The sequence below is a fragment of the Bifidobacterium sp. ESL0798 genome (assembly GCF_029395415.1).
GTDB lineage: Bacteria > Actinomycetota > Actinomycetes > Actinomycetales > Bifidobacteriaceae > Bifidobacterium.
In genome coordinates, this window is sequence record NZ_CP113914.1 from 926,037 (window position 1) to 944,985 (window position 18,949).

An 18,949-nucleotide genomic window follows, 5' to 3' on the forward strand; every position below is an offset into this window, starting at 1 on the left:
AAAGAGAAAGACTTTGTGGCGCAAGCTCGCTTCAGTGCTTGCGGTCGTGCTTTCGACTGCGCTGGTGGCAGGCGTTGTTTCCATATCTTCGGCGGCCACTTCCGACAAGCCGTCCACGCCGTCGAATACGTCTACGCAGGTGCCCGGCATGAGCACGGCAGGTAAAGCCAGCACGTTCTCTTCCGCTGCCGCGCAGCATGGTGATCAACCGGGTACGTCCTCTACTTCGACGCAGACAACGCCCAAGAGCGTGGCTCAACCGAGTCGACCGTCTTCGGTTCGGAGTGGTATATCCGCAAAGACCATTCCCGGTGCGATTCGAACCGCATGTACCCCTACGTCCCTGTTATCATGGTCTAATGTAAATGCCGCCAATAATCCTTCTGGTTCCGGTCCGGCTTGGCAGATCCAACAAGATGGCGGTGATTGCGTCCTTCATATATATGGCGGTACTGAACCTGACCTCCGTCCTGCGCCGGGAATCACGAATATTCCGTGGTCAACTCAGAGTGATCAAATCACGAAAATCGAGCTTGATGGTGCCGTGACTGTCAACGCATCGGCCAAGGTGAATGTGGATAAAGGCGATGTACCCGAAAACGCTGGCGGTCTGTTTGCGAATCTTCCCAATCTGCGCACCTTCAGACTGTCGAATCAGTATTGCTCGCTTACCTTGCAGGGGTATGCGGCTGATCTCATCTTTTACAACGACCCTTTGGTGACCAGCATCGACACCTCGCATATCGTGTTCCAAACCACTTATCAGGTTCCGTCGTTGAGTATCGATTACGGTTTTGCACAGGACCAGAGCCTTCCCTCAATCGATCTGTCAAATCTTGACCTCAGAACGGTCAAGAGCGTGCAGGGCCTGTTTGAGTACACAACCCTGCATGAGCTTGCACTGGGTGGTTTAGGAGGTAAAAGCGGTATCGAGGACATGAGCTACATGTTCTACCATGCTGATTTGTCTCATCTTAATATCCCGTGGCGAGCTTTGAACATGGGCCAGCTGAAGGACCTCGACTACATGTTCGCCTACGCCACGGGTTTCACCTCCGGGAACTTCAACGATCTTTACGACATCGACGTCAGCACGGTCACCACCATGAGAGGCATGTTCAGGTTTTCGGCCGAGCCCAAGCCGCTTGACCTGCATGGCTGGCATCTTGACAGCATCGTCGACATGACCGCCATGTTCGAGCACTCCAGCTTCACCAGCATTGATTTCACGGGTTGGAGCATCGGGCCGAACGTGAGGAATTTCAGCTACATGTTCGCCTATACGCAGGGGCTCACCTCGCTTGACCTGTCGTCGTGGGCGGGCAACCATGCCACGAATCTCAGCCATATGATCTATGACGATTGGGGCCTCGAGCATATCAACATCAATGGGTTGGTGACCAGTTACGCGACCAATATCGAATATATGCTCGCCGAATCGCATCACATAACGGAACTCGACTTCAGCGTCGGTGGCGTGGGCGTATGGGACACCAGCAATGTCACGAATATGCGCGGTGTGTTTTCCGAGGATCAAGGCCTTGTCAAAATAACAGGCTTGGAGACATGGAACACTGCAAAGGTGACGAATATGAGCCGGCTATTCGCCGCATGCGACAGTCTCACATCGTTGTCGGGCCTGTCCAATTGGGAGACGGGAGAGGTGACCGGTGCCGGTGACCCCAACAGTCCCTGCACCGTCGACCCCGACGGGAACTCCATGAGCGAATCCGATTGCAAATTCGGCATGCACGGCATGTTCGTGGGCGACAATGCGCTCCCCGAGATCGACGGGCTGTCCGGATGGGACACCAGCAATGTCAAGGATATGGGGGAGATGTTCGCAAACTGCGAAGTGCTCACCACCCTAAAAGGCGGCATATCACACTGGGGCACCGGCAGCGTCACCACCATGGCGAACATGTTCGAAAATAACGCCTTGGGAGATTCGAATCTTGATTTCTCCCAATGGGACACGGGCAGCGTCACCGATATGACGGCCATGTTCCATGCTCCCCAAGCTCCCATCGACCTGTCGTCGTTGAGTCATTGGAATACCGGTAATGTCACCACCATGCGGGAGATGTTCGAATCGGTGGTGCTGAAACCGTCGACCGCGCTCGATATGACCCTATGGAACACCGAAAGCGTCATCAACATGGACGCGATGTTCGATGAATGTGCGAGCATGTCGGCCATCACCCTGTTCCCCAAAACGGACCATGTGGTGTATATGACGGCCATGTTCGACGCCGCGACCTTCCCTGCCTCCTACACCATGCCGAACTGGAAAGCCAGGGGCACCCACAGTGTGCAGACCATGAACTCCATGTTCGCCTACACCCACGTCGATTCGATTGACATCTCCGGTTTGGACACCGCCGGGGTCCTCGATATGAGCAATATGTTCTCAGGCACCGAGGCGTCCAAGATCCCAGGCCTGTCGACCATGGACGTCGATGCGGTCACGGCCATGGGGCAGATGTTCTCCAGTGCCGACAAACTGATCGAACTCGATATCAGCGGATGGAATAACAGCGCCGCGTTCGCCTGCGGGGCCGGCACCGGGCCTTGTCGAACCGTCGGGAAACTCACGCCGATCAATGGAACGACCTCCATGCTGCCGCCGAATCTGGACTTATTGAAAGTAGGTACAACCCAAAAGCTCGGTGACACGGCTTTCATTGGCGACACCATCGCCGAGGGCAGCTCATGGCTGAAGGCGAAGGACTCGGCCGGTGCGGCGATTACACCCAGGTTGCCCATCGGCGATGACGCCGCTCTGATAAGCAGGACCCAGCGCACAGGCTCCGAGACGGACGAGCAGGTGATCGGCACATACATCAGAAGGCTTTCCATCACCTACTACGGCAATTATTCCCTTATCGACAACCCGGTGTTGAAGACGGAAACCACCGATTATGGTGACCCCTATCATGTGCTGAAAGCCACGGACTTCACTGGCTTACGCACGAAGCCGGGGCATTATCTGGCAAAGTGGCTGCCCCAGAAGAACGGGACGAAGGGCTCGTACGCATTTGGCGAGCTGATCAGCCCGACCAAGCCGATGCAGCTGGCGGCTTCATGGGCGGAGAAATCCTTCAGCGGCGTCATCGTGAAATTCGACCATTCCCATTACACGGCGGGCCAGGCAATCACCGGCACCATCAAGGGGCTCGATCCCGGCGACTACGTCGATATTTACATGGACTGGCCTGACGGCGGGTTCAACGAAGAAGACGATATTGAGATAGGCGCCGACGGCACCGCCACGTGGAGTTTCGACGCTGACGGCGAAGGCGGAATGATGTCGTCGCATCACGGCTCAGGTACCATGGGCGTTTCCGCCTCTCGTTCGCAGGAGGCTGAGCATACCGTAAGACCTGCGGACAGGGCGCAGCTTGATGACGGATCCGCTTCCTCGCTGCCGCTGACCGGTGGCGGTGTCTTCATCCTTGCAGGGATATTCTTCTGCTGTGTGCTGGCAGTGATGGCGTTCTCGCGCAAGCTCAAGCGCTTTGATTCCCACACCGATGCCAGCTGATTGATTGCCGCTTGATGGTATGAAGGAGGGGCTGCAAGAAACCAGATATTGATTTCTTGCAGCCCCTCCTTTGTGAGCTCGTTTAGCAGGTATGTATTACATGTCTGCTAAACGAGCAACACGTCTATTACTGCTGAGCTTCCACAGCGGTGAGGGCTACCGTGTTGATGATGTCCTCTACCAGGGCACCGCGCGAGAGGTCGTTGACCGGCTTGTTGAGGCCTTGCAGCACCGGGCCGATGGCGATGGCACCGGAAGTGCGCTGCACGGCCTTGTAGGCGATGTTGCCTGCGGCCAAGCTCGGGAAGATGAAGACGTTGACGTGGCCTGCCACATCGTTGCCCTTGGCCTTGGTGGCGGCCACCGTGGGAGACCAAGCGGCGTCGAACTGGATGGAACCGACTGCCGGCAGATCCGGGGCCTTCTCATGGACGAGCTTGGTGGCTTCCTCGACCAGGTCGACATCCGGACCCTTGCCGGACCCAAGGGTGGAGTAGCAGAGCATGCCCACCTTGGGATCCACACCGAAGGCGCGTGCGGTGTCGGCGGATTGAACGGCGATGTCGGCCAACTGCTCGGCGTTCGGGTTGAGGTTGATGGCGCAATCGGCGAAGACGGCGACATGGTCCTTGAAGCACATCAGGAACGCGCCGGAGACCAGAGAGGCGCTGGGCTTGGTCTTGATGACCTGCAGCGCCGGGCGAACCGTGTTGGCGGTGGAGTTGATGGAGCCCGAGACCAGACCATCGGCCTTGCCGAGTACGACCAGCATGGTGCCGAAGTAGCTCGGATCGGTCAGCTGCTTGCGGGCCTGTTCTGGCGTCATGCCCTTCTTGGCGCGCAGCTCGCAGAGCTTGGCGACCATGGGCTCCAGCACTTCCTCGTCATCCATCGGCTGATAGCTGGCCTTGGAAAGCGAGTCGAGGCCAAGTTCCTTGCCGCGGGCGAGAATGGCATCCTTATCGCCGACGATGATGAGATTGACGATGTCGCGGGCAAGCAGGTAGTCCGCAGCCTTGATGATACGGTCTTCCGAGCCTTCCGGCAGCACGATCGTCTTCTTGGCGGCCTTGGCCTTCACCAGAAGATCGTTCTGGAACGCATAGGGAGTGGTCGGAGCGTCGAATGGAGTTTGTGCGGCGGCGACTACCTCATCGGTCGGCGCATTGTCGGCGAATGCCTTTGCGGCTTTGCTGGCGGCATCGGGATCGGTGTCGGACGGGAAGTCGACGGCCGGAATGGTCCAGACCGGTACGGGGGAGTCCTTCAAAGCGTTCTTGGCGTCTGCGGCCTTCTCGTCGGTGCAACCGGTGACGAAAACTCCGGCGATCTTTCCGCCGGCCTGCTCCACCTCGGCCGTGCAGGTCTCTACGGTGGCCTTCACCTGTTCACCGTTGCGCGGAATGGTGCAGATGGCGAGGAAGGTCTTGGCCTTGAGATCCGAGGCGATATCGGCATTGAAAGTGAACGCTTCAGGGTCGAAAACGGAGGAACCGTCGGAACCCACGACCACCATGGTGTCGGGATTGACACGCTCAAGTTCGGCACTATACGCCGCCACGATGTCACCACGGGCAGTGCTTTTGTCTTTGCGCGCGCACTTGGGGCATACGCCGCGCACTTGTTCGACGGATTGGTCGGCATTCGAGGCCTTGAGCAGTTCGCCGGTAAAGGCCTCTTTTTTGCAAGCCACTGGGCGGAACACTGCGGTCTTGCCTTTGGATGCGAGAGCCTTTACGACTCCGTAGGCCACCACGTTACGGCCGTTCTTGCCCTCAGGGCTGTTGATATAAATGACTTCGTTCGTCACGGTATAACTCCTTTGTGCATGCTATGCACGTTTTTGCGGATCAACAACGATATCGATCATTTATATGTTAAGCGCAGAGTGTGACGTAGTAGACTGCCGACGAACGAAACAGAAAAAGGACGCCGACCGAAGCCGGACGTCCTTTTCCTTTACTCAGATGATTGCGCTAAGCGCGGGGGTGAGATAATCTCACTCGTTGTCGGAACCAGTGCTCATGGCAGCCTTGGCAGCTGCTTCCTTGTCCTGGTTCTTGACGTCGGAGTATACGAAGCCGGTGTAATCCGGGTGATCGTAGCCTTCGTCGACGGCGAACTGGAAGGCGTCGGTACGGAACTTCTCGAGCTTGTCGATGTCACTGGCGTACTTCTTCGCGTCGAGCGTGCGGAGCACTTCGGCGGTCAGCTCGTAACGATCCATGTCGTTGACGCGCACCATGTCGTACGGAGTCGTGGTGGAACCCTGCTCCTTGTAACCGTGAACGTTGAAGTTGTCGTGGTTCGGACGGTCATAGATGAGGGCGTGGATGTCGTGCGCATAGGAATGATACGCGAAGAGGACCGGCTTGTCGGCGGTGAAGAGATCGGTGAACTCCTCGTCGCTCAGCGCCTCGTCGTTCTCCTTGGGGCTCTGCAGCTTCAGGGTGTCAACGACGTTGACGACCTTGAACTTGATGCCGAACGCCTTGAGCTTTTCGCTTGCGGCCATGATCTCGAGCGTGGGGACATCGCCGACGCAGGCGAGCACAATCTGCGCTTCGTCATTGTTCTTGGCGGTGGAGGCCCACTTCCACTCGGCAGCACCCTTCTCGAGCTCTTCACGAGCCTCGTCGAGGGTCAGCCAGGTGGCCGCAGGCTGCTTGCCCGCGAAGATGGCGTTGATCTTGTTGGTGGACTTGAAGGCCTTCTCGGCGACGGCCAGCAGCATGTTGGCGTCGGCGGGGAAGTATTCGGCCACAACGTGATCGTTGTTGAAGGTCTTGTTCAGCAGCACGGAGCTCACACCCGGGTCCTGATGGGAGAATCCGTTGTGATCCTGACGCCAGACGTGCGAGGAGATCAGCATGTTGATCGAAGCGACGGGCTTACGCCAATCGATGTGACGCACGGTGGCTTCGAGCCACTTGGCGTGCTGGTTGAGCATGGAGTCGATGACGTGGCCGAAGGACTCGTAGGTGCTCCAGATGCCGTGACGACCGGTGAGGACGTAGCCCTCGAGGAAGCCTTCCATCTGGTGCTCGGAGAGCATCTCGACGACCTGGCCGGTGACAGCCATGTGCTCATCGGTCTGCTCGGAGAGATAGCCGTTGTCCCACTGCTTGTTGGTGACCTCATAAGCGGCCTGCAGACGGTTGGAAGCGGTCTCGTCAGGTCCGAAGATGCGGAACGAATCCGGGTTCATCTTGATGATGTCGCGGGTGTAGTTGCCCAGCTGGCGGGTGGCTTCGAGCTGGCCCCAGCCATGGCCGAATTCCTTGACGCCCTTGACTTCGTAGGCATCGAGATCGGGGAGCTTCAGATCCTCGCGGATACGGCCGCCGTTGGCGTTCGGGTTCTGGCCCAAGCGCAGTTCGCCCTTAGGCATGAACGCGGTGACGTCAGGCTTGATGGCGCCCTTCTCGTCGAAGAGCTCCTCAGGCTTGTAGGATTCCATCCAGCCCTTGAGGACCTGGAAGTGAGCCTCGGTATCGCGGGCGGAAGCCAGCGGCACCTGGTGAGCGCGCCAGGATCCCTCGGTCTTCTGACCGTCGATGTACTTCGGGCAAGTCCAGCCCTTCGGCGTACGGAAGATGATCATCGGGTAGGTCGGGCGATCCATGTCGTCGGTCTGAGCCTTGGCCTTGATGTCGCAGATCTTGTCGAAAATCTCTTCGAGCATGTCGGCGAAACGACGGTGGATGGACATATGGTCCTCATCGTCGAATCCGGCGACGAACTCATAAGGCTCGTAACCCATGCCCTCGAAGAACTCGTGGAGCTCCTCATCGGGGATACGGGAAAGAATGGACGGGTTGGCGATCTTGTAGCCGTTGAGGTGCAGGATCGGCAGCACAATGCCGTCGGTGCGAGGGTTGACGAGCTTGTTGGACTGCCAGCTGGTCGCCAGCGGGCCGGTTTCGGCCTCGCCGTCGCCGACCACAGCCGCGACGAACAGGCTCGGGTTGTTCATGATGGCGCCATAGGCGTGGCTCAGCGCGTAGCCGAGCTCGCCGCCCTCGTGCATCGAACCCGGGGTCTCAGGTGCATAGTGGGAGGGGATGCCGCCAGGATAGGAGAACTGACGGAAGAACTTCTGCAGTCCGGACTCGTCCTTGGTGATCTTCGGATAGTACTCGGTGTAGGTGCCGTCGAGATAGGACTGAGCGACGCCTGCGGGGCCACCGTGGCCAGGACCCATGATGAACACGGTGTTCTGCTGGTGGTCGGCGATGAGACGGTTGATGTGGCCGAACAGGAAGTTCAGGCCCGGAGTGGTGCCCCAGTGGCCCACGAGACGGTACTTGACGTCCTTGCGGGTGAAGGGCTCCTTCATCAACGGGTTGCTACGCAGATAAATCTGACCGATGGAAAGATAGTTGGCGGTGCGCCAATACTTGTCGACTCCTTCGAGAGCCTCATCAGAAACCGGCTTGCCGAGCTTCTTCCACGGGGTGCCAATAACAGGACTAGTCATTTATGCTCCTGTACTCCTGTACACATTGTGTGCAATTGATTATTTCCTTCGGGCGCAAACCTTTGTTACTATTGATGTTCCGGGTTCGTGCCCAATCGATGTTCACTTTACGTGTCGACTCCGACTTTTTGGACGTTTTTTTTCATCTGTGTGCTGTCTTGAGATGTTTTTGTCAAGTAATGTCGTATTATACAAAAAATTTGTGAGATTTTCGAACGTAAAAAAATGACTTACAAACGTTGAAATTGCGCCACAAACTCCGCAACGCCAAGGCTTAGCGATGTTCGATTCACAGAAAATTCACGCGGCGTGTTGTTTTTTGTGATGTTGTTTTTTGTTTGTTCCGCGTGCATTGTCTGGACACTTGATTTTGTCGCCTTGAACCGCGAGAATGGACATATTCTGCATCTGTTTTGTACTGATAATAATAGGGAGAATCCATGGCAAAAGGTCCAGTGCTTGTCGTTGACTTCGGCGCGCAATACGCCCAGCTCATCGCGCGTCGTGTGCGCGAGGCGCATGTCTATTCCGAATTGGTTCCGCATTCCATGCCGGTTTCCGAGATGCTCGCCAAAGATCCCAAGGCCATCATTCTTTCCGGAGGCCCCGCTTCCGTCTACGAGCCCGGTGCGCCCGAGATCGACAAGACGATATTCGACGCCGGTGTGCCCGTGCTCGGTATCTGCTACGGCTTCCAGGTTATGGCCAACGAACTGGGCGGCAAGGTCGACAAGGCTGCGCTCGGCGAATACGGCAGGACCGAAGCGGTGATCGACGACGCTGAGGGCGTGTTGGCCGGTTCCCCCACCGAACAGACCACTTGGATGAGCCACGGCGTGGCCGTGGAGGAAGCGCCGGAAGGCTTCAAAGTCCTCGCGCATACTCAAGGTGCTCCGGTGGCCGCGATGGAAGATGAGTCGCGCAAGCTTTACGGCGTGCAGTGGCACCCCGAGGTCAAGCACACCCCGCTTGGCAACGAGCTCTTCTCCACGTTCCTGCACGAGTGCGCGGGGCTTCCCAGCGATTGGGACGCCGACAATATCATCGACACGCAAGTCAAAAAGATTCGTGAGGAGGTCGGCGATGCCGAGGTTATCTGCGGGCTCTCCGGCGGCGTGGATTCGGCTGTCGCCGCGACCTTGGTGCACAAGGCCATCGGCGATCAGCTTACGTGCGTCTTCGTCGATCACGGCATGCTGCGCAAGGGCGAGGCCGAGCAGGTTCGTCACGACTTTGTCGAAGCGACCGGCATCCGGCTGATCGAGGTCGATGCTTCCAGCGAGTTCCTTACGGCTTTGAAGGGCGTTACCGAGCCTGAGCGCAAACGCAAGATCATCGGTGAGAAGTTCATCCGCACGTTCGAGAAGGCCCAGAAGCAGGTTTTGCAAGAGGCCGGTGCGCGTGGCAAGGAGGTCAAGTTCCTCGTGCAAGGCACGCTCTATCCGGATGTCGTCGAATCCGGCGGCGGGGACGGCACTGCCAATATCAAGTCCCACCACAACGTCGGGGGTCTGCCCAAGGATGTCAAATTCAAGCTCATCGAGCCGCTGCGTAGCCTGTTCAAGGACGAGGTTCGTGCCATCGGCACCAAGCTCGGTCTGCCCGACAACATCGTCTGGCGCCAGCCGTTCCCGGGCCCGGGCCTCGGCATCCGCATTATCGGCGAGGTGACGAAGGAGCGTCTGGATCTGTTGCGTGAGGCCGACGCCATTGCCCGTGAGGAGATGACGAAGGCCGGATTGGACCGCGATATCTGGCAGTGCCCGGTGGTGCTGCTGGCCAACGTCCATTCGGTAGGCGTGCAGGGCGACGAGCGCACGTACGGCTCGCCGATCGTGCTGCGTCCGATCAGCTCCGACGACGCGATGACCGCCGACTGGTATCGTCTGCCCTACGACGTGCTGGCCACGATCTCCACGCGTATCACCAACGAGTGCCGCGGTATCAACCGCGTCGTGCTCGACTGCACCTCCAAGCCGCCGGCCACCATCGAGTGGGAGTGATATCGGCTGCTTAAAAGCACAAGTGATTAAAAATTAATGGTGGTGCCCCTCGTTTCGGCGTGAGGGCACCATTGGTTTGTAGAACACAATAGAACATAATGTATCGGCAAAAAGCCCGAGGGAGAGAGTAAGTGAGCAAGCGCAAACGCACATGGCTGGTTATCTTGGGGCTTGTATTGGTCGCGGCGAACCTACGTATGCCGATCACCATGATGCCTCCGCTGCTGCCGGACCTCAAAGCCGAAATCGGCCTGCCTACCTCGCTTGCCGGACTTCTGACCACCATCCCACTCCTTGCCTTCGCGCTCGCATCCCCGCTGATGGGCAAGTCCGGGGCACGGCACGGCAGCGAGAAAGTGCTGGTGGCCTCCCTTGCGGTGTTGAGCATCGGCAGCTTCCTGCGCATCATCCCCTCGGTCTGGGCGCTGCTGATCGGCACGGCCGCTCTAGGAATCGGCATCGCCGGCGGCAATGTGCTTCTGCCTGCGGTCATCAAGGAACGGTTCCCCGAAAGTATCGCTGGGAAAACCACGCTGTATACCACCGCGCAGGTCCTGGTCGCCTCTTTGGGCACGGCCACTTCAGGCATCATCGCCTCCCATATCGGCATTAAGGGCAGTATGGGAATCTTCGCCTTGCTCGGCCCCGTGGCGCTGATGTCCTGGCTGGTCATCATGCTTTCCGGATCCGCTCGAGGCAACAAAGTGAAAGCGGGCGGTGACGAGCGTCCGCTTGTCGATAGAACGCCATGGCGCTCGCGGCTGGCATGGGTGATTCTGGCCTATTTCGGCATGCAATCGATGCTGTATTACTCTTTGCTGACCTGGTTGCCGTCGATATGGCAGACGGCCGGTTTCAGCGCCGTGGTTGCGGGCAACCTCGCCACGCTTTTCCAGTTGAGCGGTATGCCGCTGACCATGACGGTGCCGCTGATCGCAGAACGCAAGCACGGGTTGGCTATCGTCAACGGCATCGCCGGGGAGGCTTTGCTTTGGGAATTTTGGGGATTCTCGTTCCCGGCGCGAACCTGCCGCTCAATGTGGTTTCGGCGGTATGCATGGGACTTGCGACGGCGGCCTCGTTCAGCATCTGCATCGTCTTCTTTCAGAAGCGCACCACCTCGGCGGCCGACACCGCTCGTCTGTCGGGAATGGCACAATCCGGAGGCTATCTGTTCGCTGCCATCGGCCCGGTCGCCCTGGGTGCATTGAACGGACTGCTGCACACATGGACACCCATCGTCGTGCTCGTCCTCGTGGTCGTCATCGTGATGTTCATCGCCGGCCTGGTCGTCATTGCCCATCAAGATATCTACGAGGGTCTAGACTGAATAATGGTATTCGCATAAAACGAAAGGTAGAAGCGATGACGATTCTTACTGATACTTATACGCTGAACAACGGGATGAAGATTCCGAAGATCGGGTTCGGCACCTGGCAGATTCCCGATGGGGAAGTGGCCTATGATTCGGTGCGGATGGCGCTGGATGCCGGCTACCGCCATGTCGACACCGCCTATGTGTATGGCAACGAACGCAGCGTCGGACGTGCCATCCGCGAGTCGGGAGTAGCACGCGACGAGATTTTCGTGACTTCGAAGCTTCCGGCCGAGGTCAAGACTGCGGATGGGGTGCTGCCGCATTTCGAAGAGACGATGGAGAACCTCGGGCTTGATACCCTCGATCTTTATCTCATCCACGCGCCTTGGCCGTGGAGCCACGCGGGGCATATGCGCATGGACGAAGAGAACCTTGCCGTGTGGGGCGAAATGGAGAAAATCTACCAGTCCGGCCGTGTGCGTGCCATCGGGGTGTCGAATTTCGATGACCACGATTTGAAGAACATCCTCGACCATGCCGAGGTGACGCCCGCGGTCAATCAGATTCAGTATTACGTAGGTGCCACTGAGCCGCGCAACAGGACATTTGCCCAGTCGCACGGCCTGCTGATCGAGGCCTATTCGCCGTTGGCCACCGGTGGGCTGCTCGGTTCGTCGGAACTCAAGGCGATGGCCGAAAAGTACGGGGTCTCAACCGCCCAGCTGGCGATTCGCTTCTGCCTGCAGAACGGTGTGCTGCCGCTTCCGAAAGCCACGCATCGTGAACATATCGAAAACAACGCCGATGTCGATTTCACCATCAGCGACGCGGATATGGACACGCTTAACGTCTTTACCGATCCGAATCCGGACAACCACAATCCCAGCCAACGCTAGCGCATCATGATTTAATTCATTTGAATCTGAAATCTCTTATTCAGCCGGGTCCGGCAGAGTGCATCGGTACTTTGCCGGACCTTCTTATGCGATAAATCGACCGTTTGTGCGATAGCCCTTTCCGTGCCCCTTTGCCGTGCCACACTGAAATCAGCAAAGGAGCGTGGTATGAGTCGACAAGCAGTCAATCCCTATTTGCCACAATGCGAATACATTCCGGATGCCGAACCTTACGTTTTTGGCGATCGGGTCTATATTTACGGTTCGCACGATAAATTCAATGCGCCCATGTTCTGCGTGCGTGATTACGCCTGCTGGTCCGCCCCGGTTTCGGACCTCTCGGATTGGCGCTATGACGGCGTTCTCTATCGAAAGAACCAAGATCCGAAGAACAGGCTCGGCCTGCGTCTGCTGTTCGCGCCAGACGTCGCCGTTGGCACTGACGGCCGCTATTATCTGTATTACGCTTTCGATTTCATGGGCATCATGGGGGTTGCGGTCTCCGATAAGCCTTCCGGCCCCTTCGAATTCTACGGCCACGTGCATTATCCCAACGGGAAGATATGGGGCCGTTGCAAGGGCGATTCGTTCCCGTTCGATCCCGGCGTCCTCGTCGATGACGACGGGAAAGTTTATCTTTATTCGGGCTTTTACACCCCGGTTCCCTCCATAGTCACGGGCGGCCGGCGCAAGTTCGAAGGCGGGTATGTTCTCGAACTCGAAGAAGACATGGTCACCATCAAGACCCCGGAAAAGCTTCTCTTCCCCAAAGAAGGCGAAGGTTCCTTCCCAGGCCATGAGTTCTTCGAGGCCAGTTCGATCCGCAAATATGATGGCCGATATTATTTCATCTATTCCTCACGGCTCAATCATGAGCTGTGCTATGCTGTCAGCGACAAGCCGGACAGCGGCTTTGTCTATGGCGGGACCTTGGTCAGCAATGCCGATATCGGCATCAACGGATACCACGACGAGGAACATGCTGCGAACTATGCCGGCAACACCCACGGCAGCATCCTGCGATTGAACGACCGGTTCTATATCTTCTATCACCGTCAGACCAACCGCAGCTCCTACGCCCGTCAGGCGTGTGCCGAGCGGTTGGAACGCCGGGCTGACGGCGGCTTCAACCAGGCTGAAATGACCAGCTGCGGTCTCAACGATGGTCCGCTCACAGCACTCGGCGTGCACGAGGCCTATACGGCCTGCAATCTATGGGCCAAAGGCGGCGTGACAGGACGCTATGACGGTTCCGGTGTCAAATCCAGGCTGCGCAACCATCCGTTCATCACCGAGGAAAAGGTGAGAGGCAAGGATTCGCGCCATCAATTCATCGCCAATATGTGTGACGGGGCGACGGCCGGTTTCAAATATTACGAATTCGACGGAACAGAATCGAGAATCGCTGCAGAAATTCGCGGGAAGGGCACAGGCAAGCTGTCCGTCTGGCTCGATGCCGCATGCAGCAACAGGATTGCGACAATCCATATTGACCACGATGCCGGGGAATTTTCGACTTTCGAAGCCGAAACGACGCCGACAAAGGGAACATACCCGTTGTATTTCACATTCGAGGGCAGCGGAAGCATCGACTTCCTGCGTTTCTCGTTGACACAAGGTGAGGCAAAATGAAGAAGAACGCCATCGTCACCAGCATCACCGGCCTGTGGTCCCGCTTCAGCGCCCGTCATCACGGGTTGGCGGAATTCATCATGTTTTTCATAGTCTGCAACGCCGTGACTGTGCTTCAGCTGATCCTCATGCCGGTGCTCAAATGGATATTCGGCATGACATCGCTGGTCAACACGTCATTCCAGGTACTGCGCCTGGGGCATAACCCCAACGGCAGCATCTACTACCTGTTCGATTACGCCGCCGGTGCAGTGCAGCGCGGCGGGGGAGGCGGCCTGGCGTATTTCCTGGCCGTGGAGATCACCATGGCCATCGCACAGGTCATTAACTTCTTTATGCAGCGCAACATCACCTTCAAGGCCGTTGGCAGTATCTGGACGGCCGCGTTCTGGTATGCGTTCGCCTACGTGGTGGTCACGTTCGTCGCCGCCGCTCTGCAGGGATGGTACAAAGCCCCGCTCTACCGGCTCTTCGTGGGGTGGATGGGCTCCGGTTTCGGCGTCACGCTCGCCGATCTGGTGACCATGCTCATCAACTGTGCACTCTCGTTCTGGGTGTTCTATCCCATCATGAAGCTGATCTTCAAGCAGAAATAATCGTTGAAGGAGTGAAAAGCAAACGGCCGGCAGGTCGTTGAAAGAAATTTTGTTGTTCCATTCGACCAACGTTTCAAAGGAGAAGAAAAATAATGAATACAGCAAAACAGTTCCAGCTATATTGCATTATAGCTGTGATAGTGCTGGGTCTAGTCGCCCTCGCTTGCGTAGCCACGGTCGCGCTACGAAGATTCCGTCCCCGGCATGAGGGCGAGGTGATGGTCAAGACCCGTGCGAGCATCTGGGTGCGTGTGCTGCAGGTCATCGCCGCGGTTCTTGCCGTGGTGCTCGCAGTGGTGCTCAATGTGGAGACCGGGCAATATAAGGCTTCCATCAACAACGTGTTCCAGAATATCCAAAAGAGCAACGCCAGCGTCACGACCAACGCCAAGGACTGGACCGGACTCGTCCACGATATCGGCGATCAGGGCATGGTCCTGCTGCGTAACGAAAACGGCACCTTGCCGTTGAAGGCCAAAAAGGTGAATCTGCTGGGTTATTACGCATACAACCCCATGTATTCCCCTCTCGGTTCAAGCCATGTGCAGATTTCCGATGCCGTGTCCATAGAGGATTCGTTGGAATCGTCGGGCATACAGGTCAACCAGGCTTTGAAGAAGGCTTCGGTGTATCCGGCTCCCAAGCCGCCGAAGAAGGTCATCGGATTCGTCCCGGCCACTTATTCGAATGCGGAAGTGCCGATTGACAAATACCAGGGCGAGGCTTCGTTCGATAAGCTGCAACAGTATTCCGACACTTCGGTGGTGGTGCTTGGACGTTCCGGCGGTGAAGGCAACGACCTCATCACGTACAAGAGTCCTGACGGACACAATTATCTGCAGCTCAGCGAAAACGAAAAGAACCTGCTGAAAGAGGCGAGGGCGCATTCGAAGAAGCTCATCGTCGTGCTCAATATGTCGAATGCGATGGAAACGGGCTTCCTCAACGAATTCCACGTCGATGCCTGCGTTTGGGCCGGTATTCCTGGCCCCAAAGGCTTTGGAGCGTTGGGCAAGATCATCTCCGGCAAGGTCAACCCCTCCGGAAGCCTGCCGGACACATGGGTGTATGACAATACTAGCGCCCCGTCCTATGAGAACTACGGCACCCAGGCCGCTTCGAATGCGCCGAAGAGCCACTATGTCGATTACGTCGAAGGCATCTACGTCGGTTACAAATGGTATGAGACCGCATATGCCGAAAAGGCCGTCATCACCAGCAACAAGACCGGCAAGACCTTCGATTACGGGCAGCACTACGACGATATCGTCGCGTTCCCGTTCGGCTACGGCCTGAGCTATACCACCTTCTCGCAAAAGATCGTCGACGGGCTTGCAAACGGGGCTTCCCTCGATCCCAGGGGCAAGCTCAACGTCAAGGTCAAGGTCACCAATACCGGTAAGCGTGCCGGAAGAAATGCGGTCCAGCTTTATATGAGTGCTCCGTATACCGACTATGACAAGAGCGCAGGTATCGAGAAGTCCGCGGTTTCGCTGGTCGGTGTGGCCAAGTCCAAGATTCTCGCCGCCGGGGAATCGCAGACGGTGACAGTGCCGGTCTCCATGCAGCAGATCGCCTCCTGGGATTCGTCCCACGACAACGGTGACGGCACCCACGGCTCCTACATGTTCGATGAGGGGCAGTATGTTTTCTCCGTGCGTTCGGATGCCCATCATCCGCTCGACCAGGTCGAGGCGCAAATGCCCGAAACCTATTTCTTCTCCGGCAAGAACAAGCGCGACCTGGATCAGAAGGTAGCGGTCAACAGGTTCGCGGATGTTGCGCGCGGCAAGTATCTGAGCAGGAGCAATGGCTTTGCGAACTATACGGAAGCCATGAAATCGGTGAAATCCACCATCAAGACCACCGCTCAGGAAGACAATGCCAACGACTATCCCAAGTCCTTGGACGCCAAAGCCCACAAGATGGTAAAGGGCAAGGATTACGCGAAAAAGGGCAAGCTTCGCCTTGAAGACGTGGCAGGTCTGAAATACGACGATCCGAAGTGGAACGAGCTGCTTTCGCAGCTGACCGTGCCGGAAATGCAGTCTCTGGTGGAGGATTCGCTCTACAGGACGCCGGAGCTGCCTTCGATCGGCAAGAACTATCTGACCATGGATGCTGAAGGTCCTCTTGGGCTTTCCAGCATGTTCAGCCCGGATGTCACCGGAATCTCGTATCCGTGCGTTCCTCTGATGGCCGCCACCTTCAACCCTGACCTTGCGGCGCAGTTCGGTTCCCAGATGGCCGATCAGGGGCACAAGTGCGGTGTCACCGGCTGGTTTGCTCCCGCGATGGACAACCATCGTTCGCCGTTCTCCGGCAGGAACGGGGAGTACTATTCGGAAGATCCGATGTTGTCGGCCACCATGGCAAGCAATGTGGTGCGTGCGGCATCCAAGAAAAAGATGGCTGTGTATATCAAGCATCTCGCCTTGAACGACCAGGAAAGCTGCCGTTCGCAGAACCTGCATACGTATGCCAACGAGCAGTCCATCCGCGAGATCTATCTCGAGCCGTTCGAGACCTCGGTCAAGGTCGGTCATCCTCTTGGGGTCATGACTTCGATGAACTTCCTCGGAGATGTGTATGTCGGCTCCGATTCGGCATTGCAGCAGGACGTCCTTCGCGGCGAATGGGGCTTCCGTGGGCACTCGATCACCGATATGGATGAGGCGAAACTCGCCCGTGGCGCCGATGCGGCAATGCGTGCGGGGACCGATTCCTGGCTGACGTTCAACAAGTTCAATGTCTCTGGCGACAGTGACGCGGATATCTACTATCTCCAGCGAGCTTCGCACAACATTCTCTACACTCTGGCGAATGCCGAGCGTCTGCCGGTCACCGTGCTCAATTGGCACCTCTATGTGGTCATCGCCAGCGTCGAACTCGCGATTATCGCATTGGCTCTGCTTTGCGCCGTGATCGTTCCGATGCGTCGCCGCACCGAGAAGGCGTGAACGAGGCAATCCAGTAAATAGCACACAAGGCGATACGGTTGATGCCGTAACCGGATTCAGATCCGGCGCTCGGCATCGGCTGCATCGCCTTTATCGTTTCCTTTTTCCATTCGTCAGTGAATGCATCTTCGTTCGATGGTTTGCCTCGGTGGTCTGCTTTGTTGCGCAAACCCTTGCACCAATGGGCCGATATCCGTCTGAAGGTTCGCTTTTAGCGCTGCTTTTGGGAAGCCGGGATCGGAATGGTGATATGCACCTTGAACCAATCGTTTTCCGCCTTTACCGAAAGCTCCCCTCCATACTGCCGGGTGAGGCTTTGTATCGATTTGAGGCCGAAACCGTGATAGCGGTCGTCGCCTTTCGTGCTTCGCGGCAGCCCGTTACGGGTCTGTAGCCTTGCTGCGTCCGCCGAAGCGATTTTGTTTTCCACGGCGATGAAGGCGAAGCCTCTGACCTGGCGGACGACCACGCGAATAAGCCGTTGCCCCGGGTCGTCGAGCGTCTCGCAGTATTCGATGGCGTTGTCGAGCGCGTTGCCGAACATCGCGGCAATGTCCATTTCCGAGATGCCGACCTTATCCAGCACCTCGCCCTGGGCCACGCAGGTCAGCTCGATGTGGTGATGGGCGCAGTACAGGCTTTTGGAGGTCAGTACGGTGTCAAGGGTCGGGTTGCCGGTTTTGTTGGTGGCCCCGTAATCCGCCAGATCATGTTCGATATCGTCGAGATAATGCTCGCGTTTGGTCTCGCTGGGCTCGGCTCTCAGCACCGAGATCTGTTGTTTGAGGTCGTGGTATTTCCGATTGATGATTTCGATGCTGTCTTTGGAGTTCTGATATTGCCGGTATTGCGTCGAGAGGACGTCGCGGATGCCGTTGAGTTCCCGTTGCGTATGTGCTTCGCAAAGCTGCCAGTGATAGGCGTACAGGAAGGCAAAACCCCGATTTCGACCAGCGTGCGGATGTTGAAGGATTGCGGGCCGACTTCCGCGCTGAACGGCGTCTGCAATGATATATAGCTCAGGTTGCTCAGGGCGAAGGTCAGCGCCGCTATCGTGATGACGATCCAAAGCTGTCGTCCGTCGATATCGAGATGGGTTTCGCCGTGGCGGGGTTCAAGCAAAAAAGCGGCGACGAAGACGACGGCATAGATGACGAACAGAAAAACCAGCGAAACCGGGAGGAGGCGGAATATTGAATACCTATGCGCAAAGAATGTGTACAACTGCCATTCCAAAGATGCCGCAAGTTCGGCGAGAGTGAAGGAACGGGCAAGCCAATAAATCGTTTCCGCCACCGGTGTCTGGCAGGTGAGCTTCAGCGTGACGAACATGATCAGCAGCGCCAGCGCCATGCAGGGTAGCCACCACCAAATGTTGACGATGCCGATGAACATCTGCAACGGGCAGAGCAGGGCCAGACCTGCGACAAGAACGACGATTCTCTTCCCTTTCGGCCAGCCTCTCAGGATGATTCGCGCGTAAAGCAGGCAGGAAAGCCATTCGGCCAAGGCGGTATAAA

At 57.2% G+C, this 18,949-nt stretch carries 12 protein-coding genes; 8 read left to right on the forward strand and 4 right to left on the reverse strand.

From position 1 onward, the window contains the following. The first annotated feature begins 13 nt into the window (after nt 1–13). Entirely contained in the window at nt 14–3,544 is a 3,531-nt protein-coding gene (locus OZX74_RS03885) for a BspA family leucine-rich repeat surface protein (protein ID WP_277157218.1), read from the forward strand. A 127-nt stretch (nt 3,545–3,671) separates the two neighbouring features. Here the strand turns inward: OZX74_RS03885 and pta are convergent, their stop codons facing one another. Continuing rightward, complete coding sequence (gene pta, locus OZX74_RS03890; protein ID WP_277157219.1) at nt 3,672–5,354, reverse strand: phosphate acetyltransferase; 1,683 nt, start codon at nt 5,352–5,354, stop codon at nt 3,672–3,674. Nucleotides 5,355–5,543: 189 nt separating this feature from the next. After that, nucleotides 5,544–8,024 carry a phosphoketolase gene (locus OZX74_RS03895; protein WP_277157220.1) on the reverse strand — a complete coding sequence of 827 codons (2,481 nt, stop codon included), beginning with the start codon at nt 8,022–8,024 and terminating at the stop codon, nt 5,544–5,546. Nucleotides 8,025–8,464: 440 nt separating this feature from the next. On the opposite strand from OZX74_RS03895, the gene guaA reads away from it, so the two are divergent. The 7 genes from guaA (at nt 8,465) to OZX74_RS03930 (ending at nt 17,429) form a co-directional block, all read left to right on the forward strand. Continuing rightward, nucleotides 8,465–10,027 (forward strand): glutamine-hydrolyzing GMP synthase, encoded by a 1,563-nt coding sequence (guaA, locus tag OZX74_RS03900; protein ID WP_277157221.1) that lies wholly within the window; start codon nt 8,465–8,467, stop codon nt 10,025–10,027. A 131-nt stretch (nt 10,028–10,158) separates the two neighbouring features. Continuing rightward, the gene (locus tag OZX74_RS03905; RefSeq protein ID WP_277157222.1) at nt 10,159–11,238 is read left to right on the forward strand and encodes an MFS transporter; all 1,080 of its coding nucleotides are present in this window, start codon (nt 10,159–10,161) and stop codon (nt 11,236–11,238) included. Continuing rightward, complete coding sequence (locus OZX74_RS03910; RefSeq protein ID WP_277157223.1) at nt 11,235–11,357, forward strand: hypothetical protein; 123 nt, start codon at nt 11,235–11,237, stop codon at nt 11,355–11,357. Before OZX74_RS03905 ends, OZX74_RS03910 begins: the two co-directional genes overlap by 4 nt. A 35-nt stretch (nt 11,358–11,392) precedes the next feature. Continuing rightward, complete coding sequence (locus OZX74_RS03915) at nt 11,393–12,241, forward strand: aldo/keto reductase (RefSeq protein ID WP_277157224.1); 849 nt, start codon at nt 11,393–11,395, stop codon at nt 12,239–12,241. Between the two features lie 168 nt (nt 12,242–12,409). Further along, nucleotides 12,410–13,873 carry a family 43 glycosylhydrolase gene (locus OZX74_RS03920; RefSeq protein ID WP_277157225.1) on the forward strand — a complete coding sequence of 488 codons (1,464 nt, stop codon included), beginning with the start codon at nt 12,410–12,412 and terminating at the stop codon, nt 13,871–13,873. After that, entirely contained in the window at nt 13,870–14,469 is a 600-nt protein-coding gene (locus tag OZX74_RS03925; protein WP_277157226.1) for a hypothetical protein, read from the forward strand. Before OZX74_RS03920 ends, OZX74_RS03925 begins: the two co-directional genes overlap by 4 nt. Nucleotides 14,470–14,561: 92 nt before the next feature. Further along, the gene (locus OZX74_RS03930) at nt 14,562–17,429 is read left to right on the forward strand and encodes a glycoside hydrolase family 3 C-terminal domain-containing protein (RefSeq protein WP_277157227.1); all 2,868 of its coding nucleotides are present in this window, start codon (nt 14,562–14,564) and stop codon (nt 17,427–17,429) included. A 211-nt stretch (nt 17,430–17,640) separates the two neighbouring features. Here OZX74_RS03930 and OZX74_RS03935 read toward each other — a convergent pair whose 3' ends face one another. Beyond that, nucleotides 17,641–18,198: an ATP-binding protein gene (locus tag OZX74_RS03935; RefSeq protein ID WP_277157228.1), complete on the reverse strand. Its 558-nt coding sequence runs from the start codon at nt 18,196–18,198 to the stop codon at nt 17,641–17,643. Further along, nucleotides 18,192–18,938, reverse strand: a complete 747-nt coding sequence (locus OZX74_RS03940; protein WP_277157229.1) for a hypothetical protein — start codon at nt 18,936–18,938, stop codon at nt 18,192–18,194. The genes OZX74_RS03935 and OZX74_RS03940 overlap by 7 nt, the downstream gene beginning before the upstream one ends. Nucleotides 18,939–18,949: the final 11 nt, after the last annotated feature.

Coding starts and splice junctions, on each gene's coding strand:
- OZX74_RS03895 (WP_277157220.1), bottom strand. CDS start 8,024: ATGACTAGTCCTGTTATTGGCACCCCGTGGAAGAAGCTCGGCAAGCCG.
- guaA (WP_277157221.1), top strand. CDS start 8,465: ATGGCAAAAGGTCCAGTGCTTGTCGTTGACTTCGGCGCGCAATACGCC.
- OZX74_RS03915 (WP_277157224.1), top strand. CDS start 11,393: ATGACGATTCTTACTGATACTTATACGCTGAACAACGGGATGAAGATT.
- OZX74_RS03920 (WP_277157225.1), top strand. CDS start 12,410: ATGAGTCGACAAGCAGTCAATCCCTATTTGCCACAATGCGAATACATT.
- OZX74_RS03925 (WP_277157226.1), top strand. CDS start 13,870: ATGAAGAAGAACGCCATCGTCACCAGCATCACCGGCCTGTGGTCCCGC.
- OZX74_RS03930 (WP_277157227.1), top strand. CDS start 14,562: ATGAATACAGCAAAACAGTTCCAGCTATATTGCATTATAGCTGTGATA.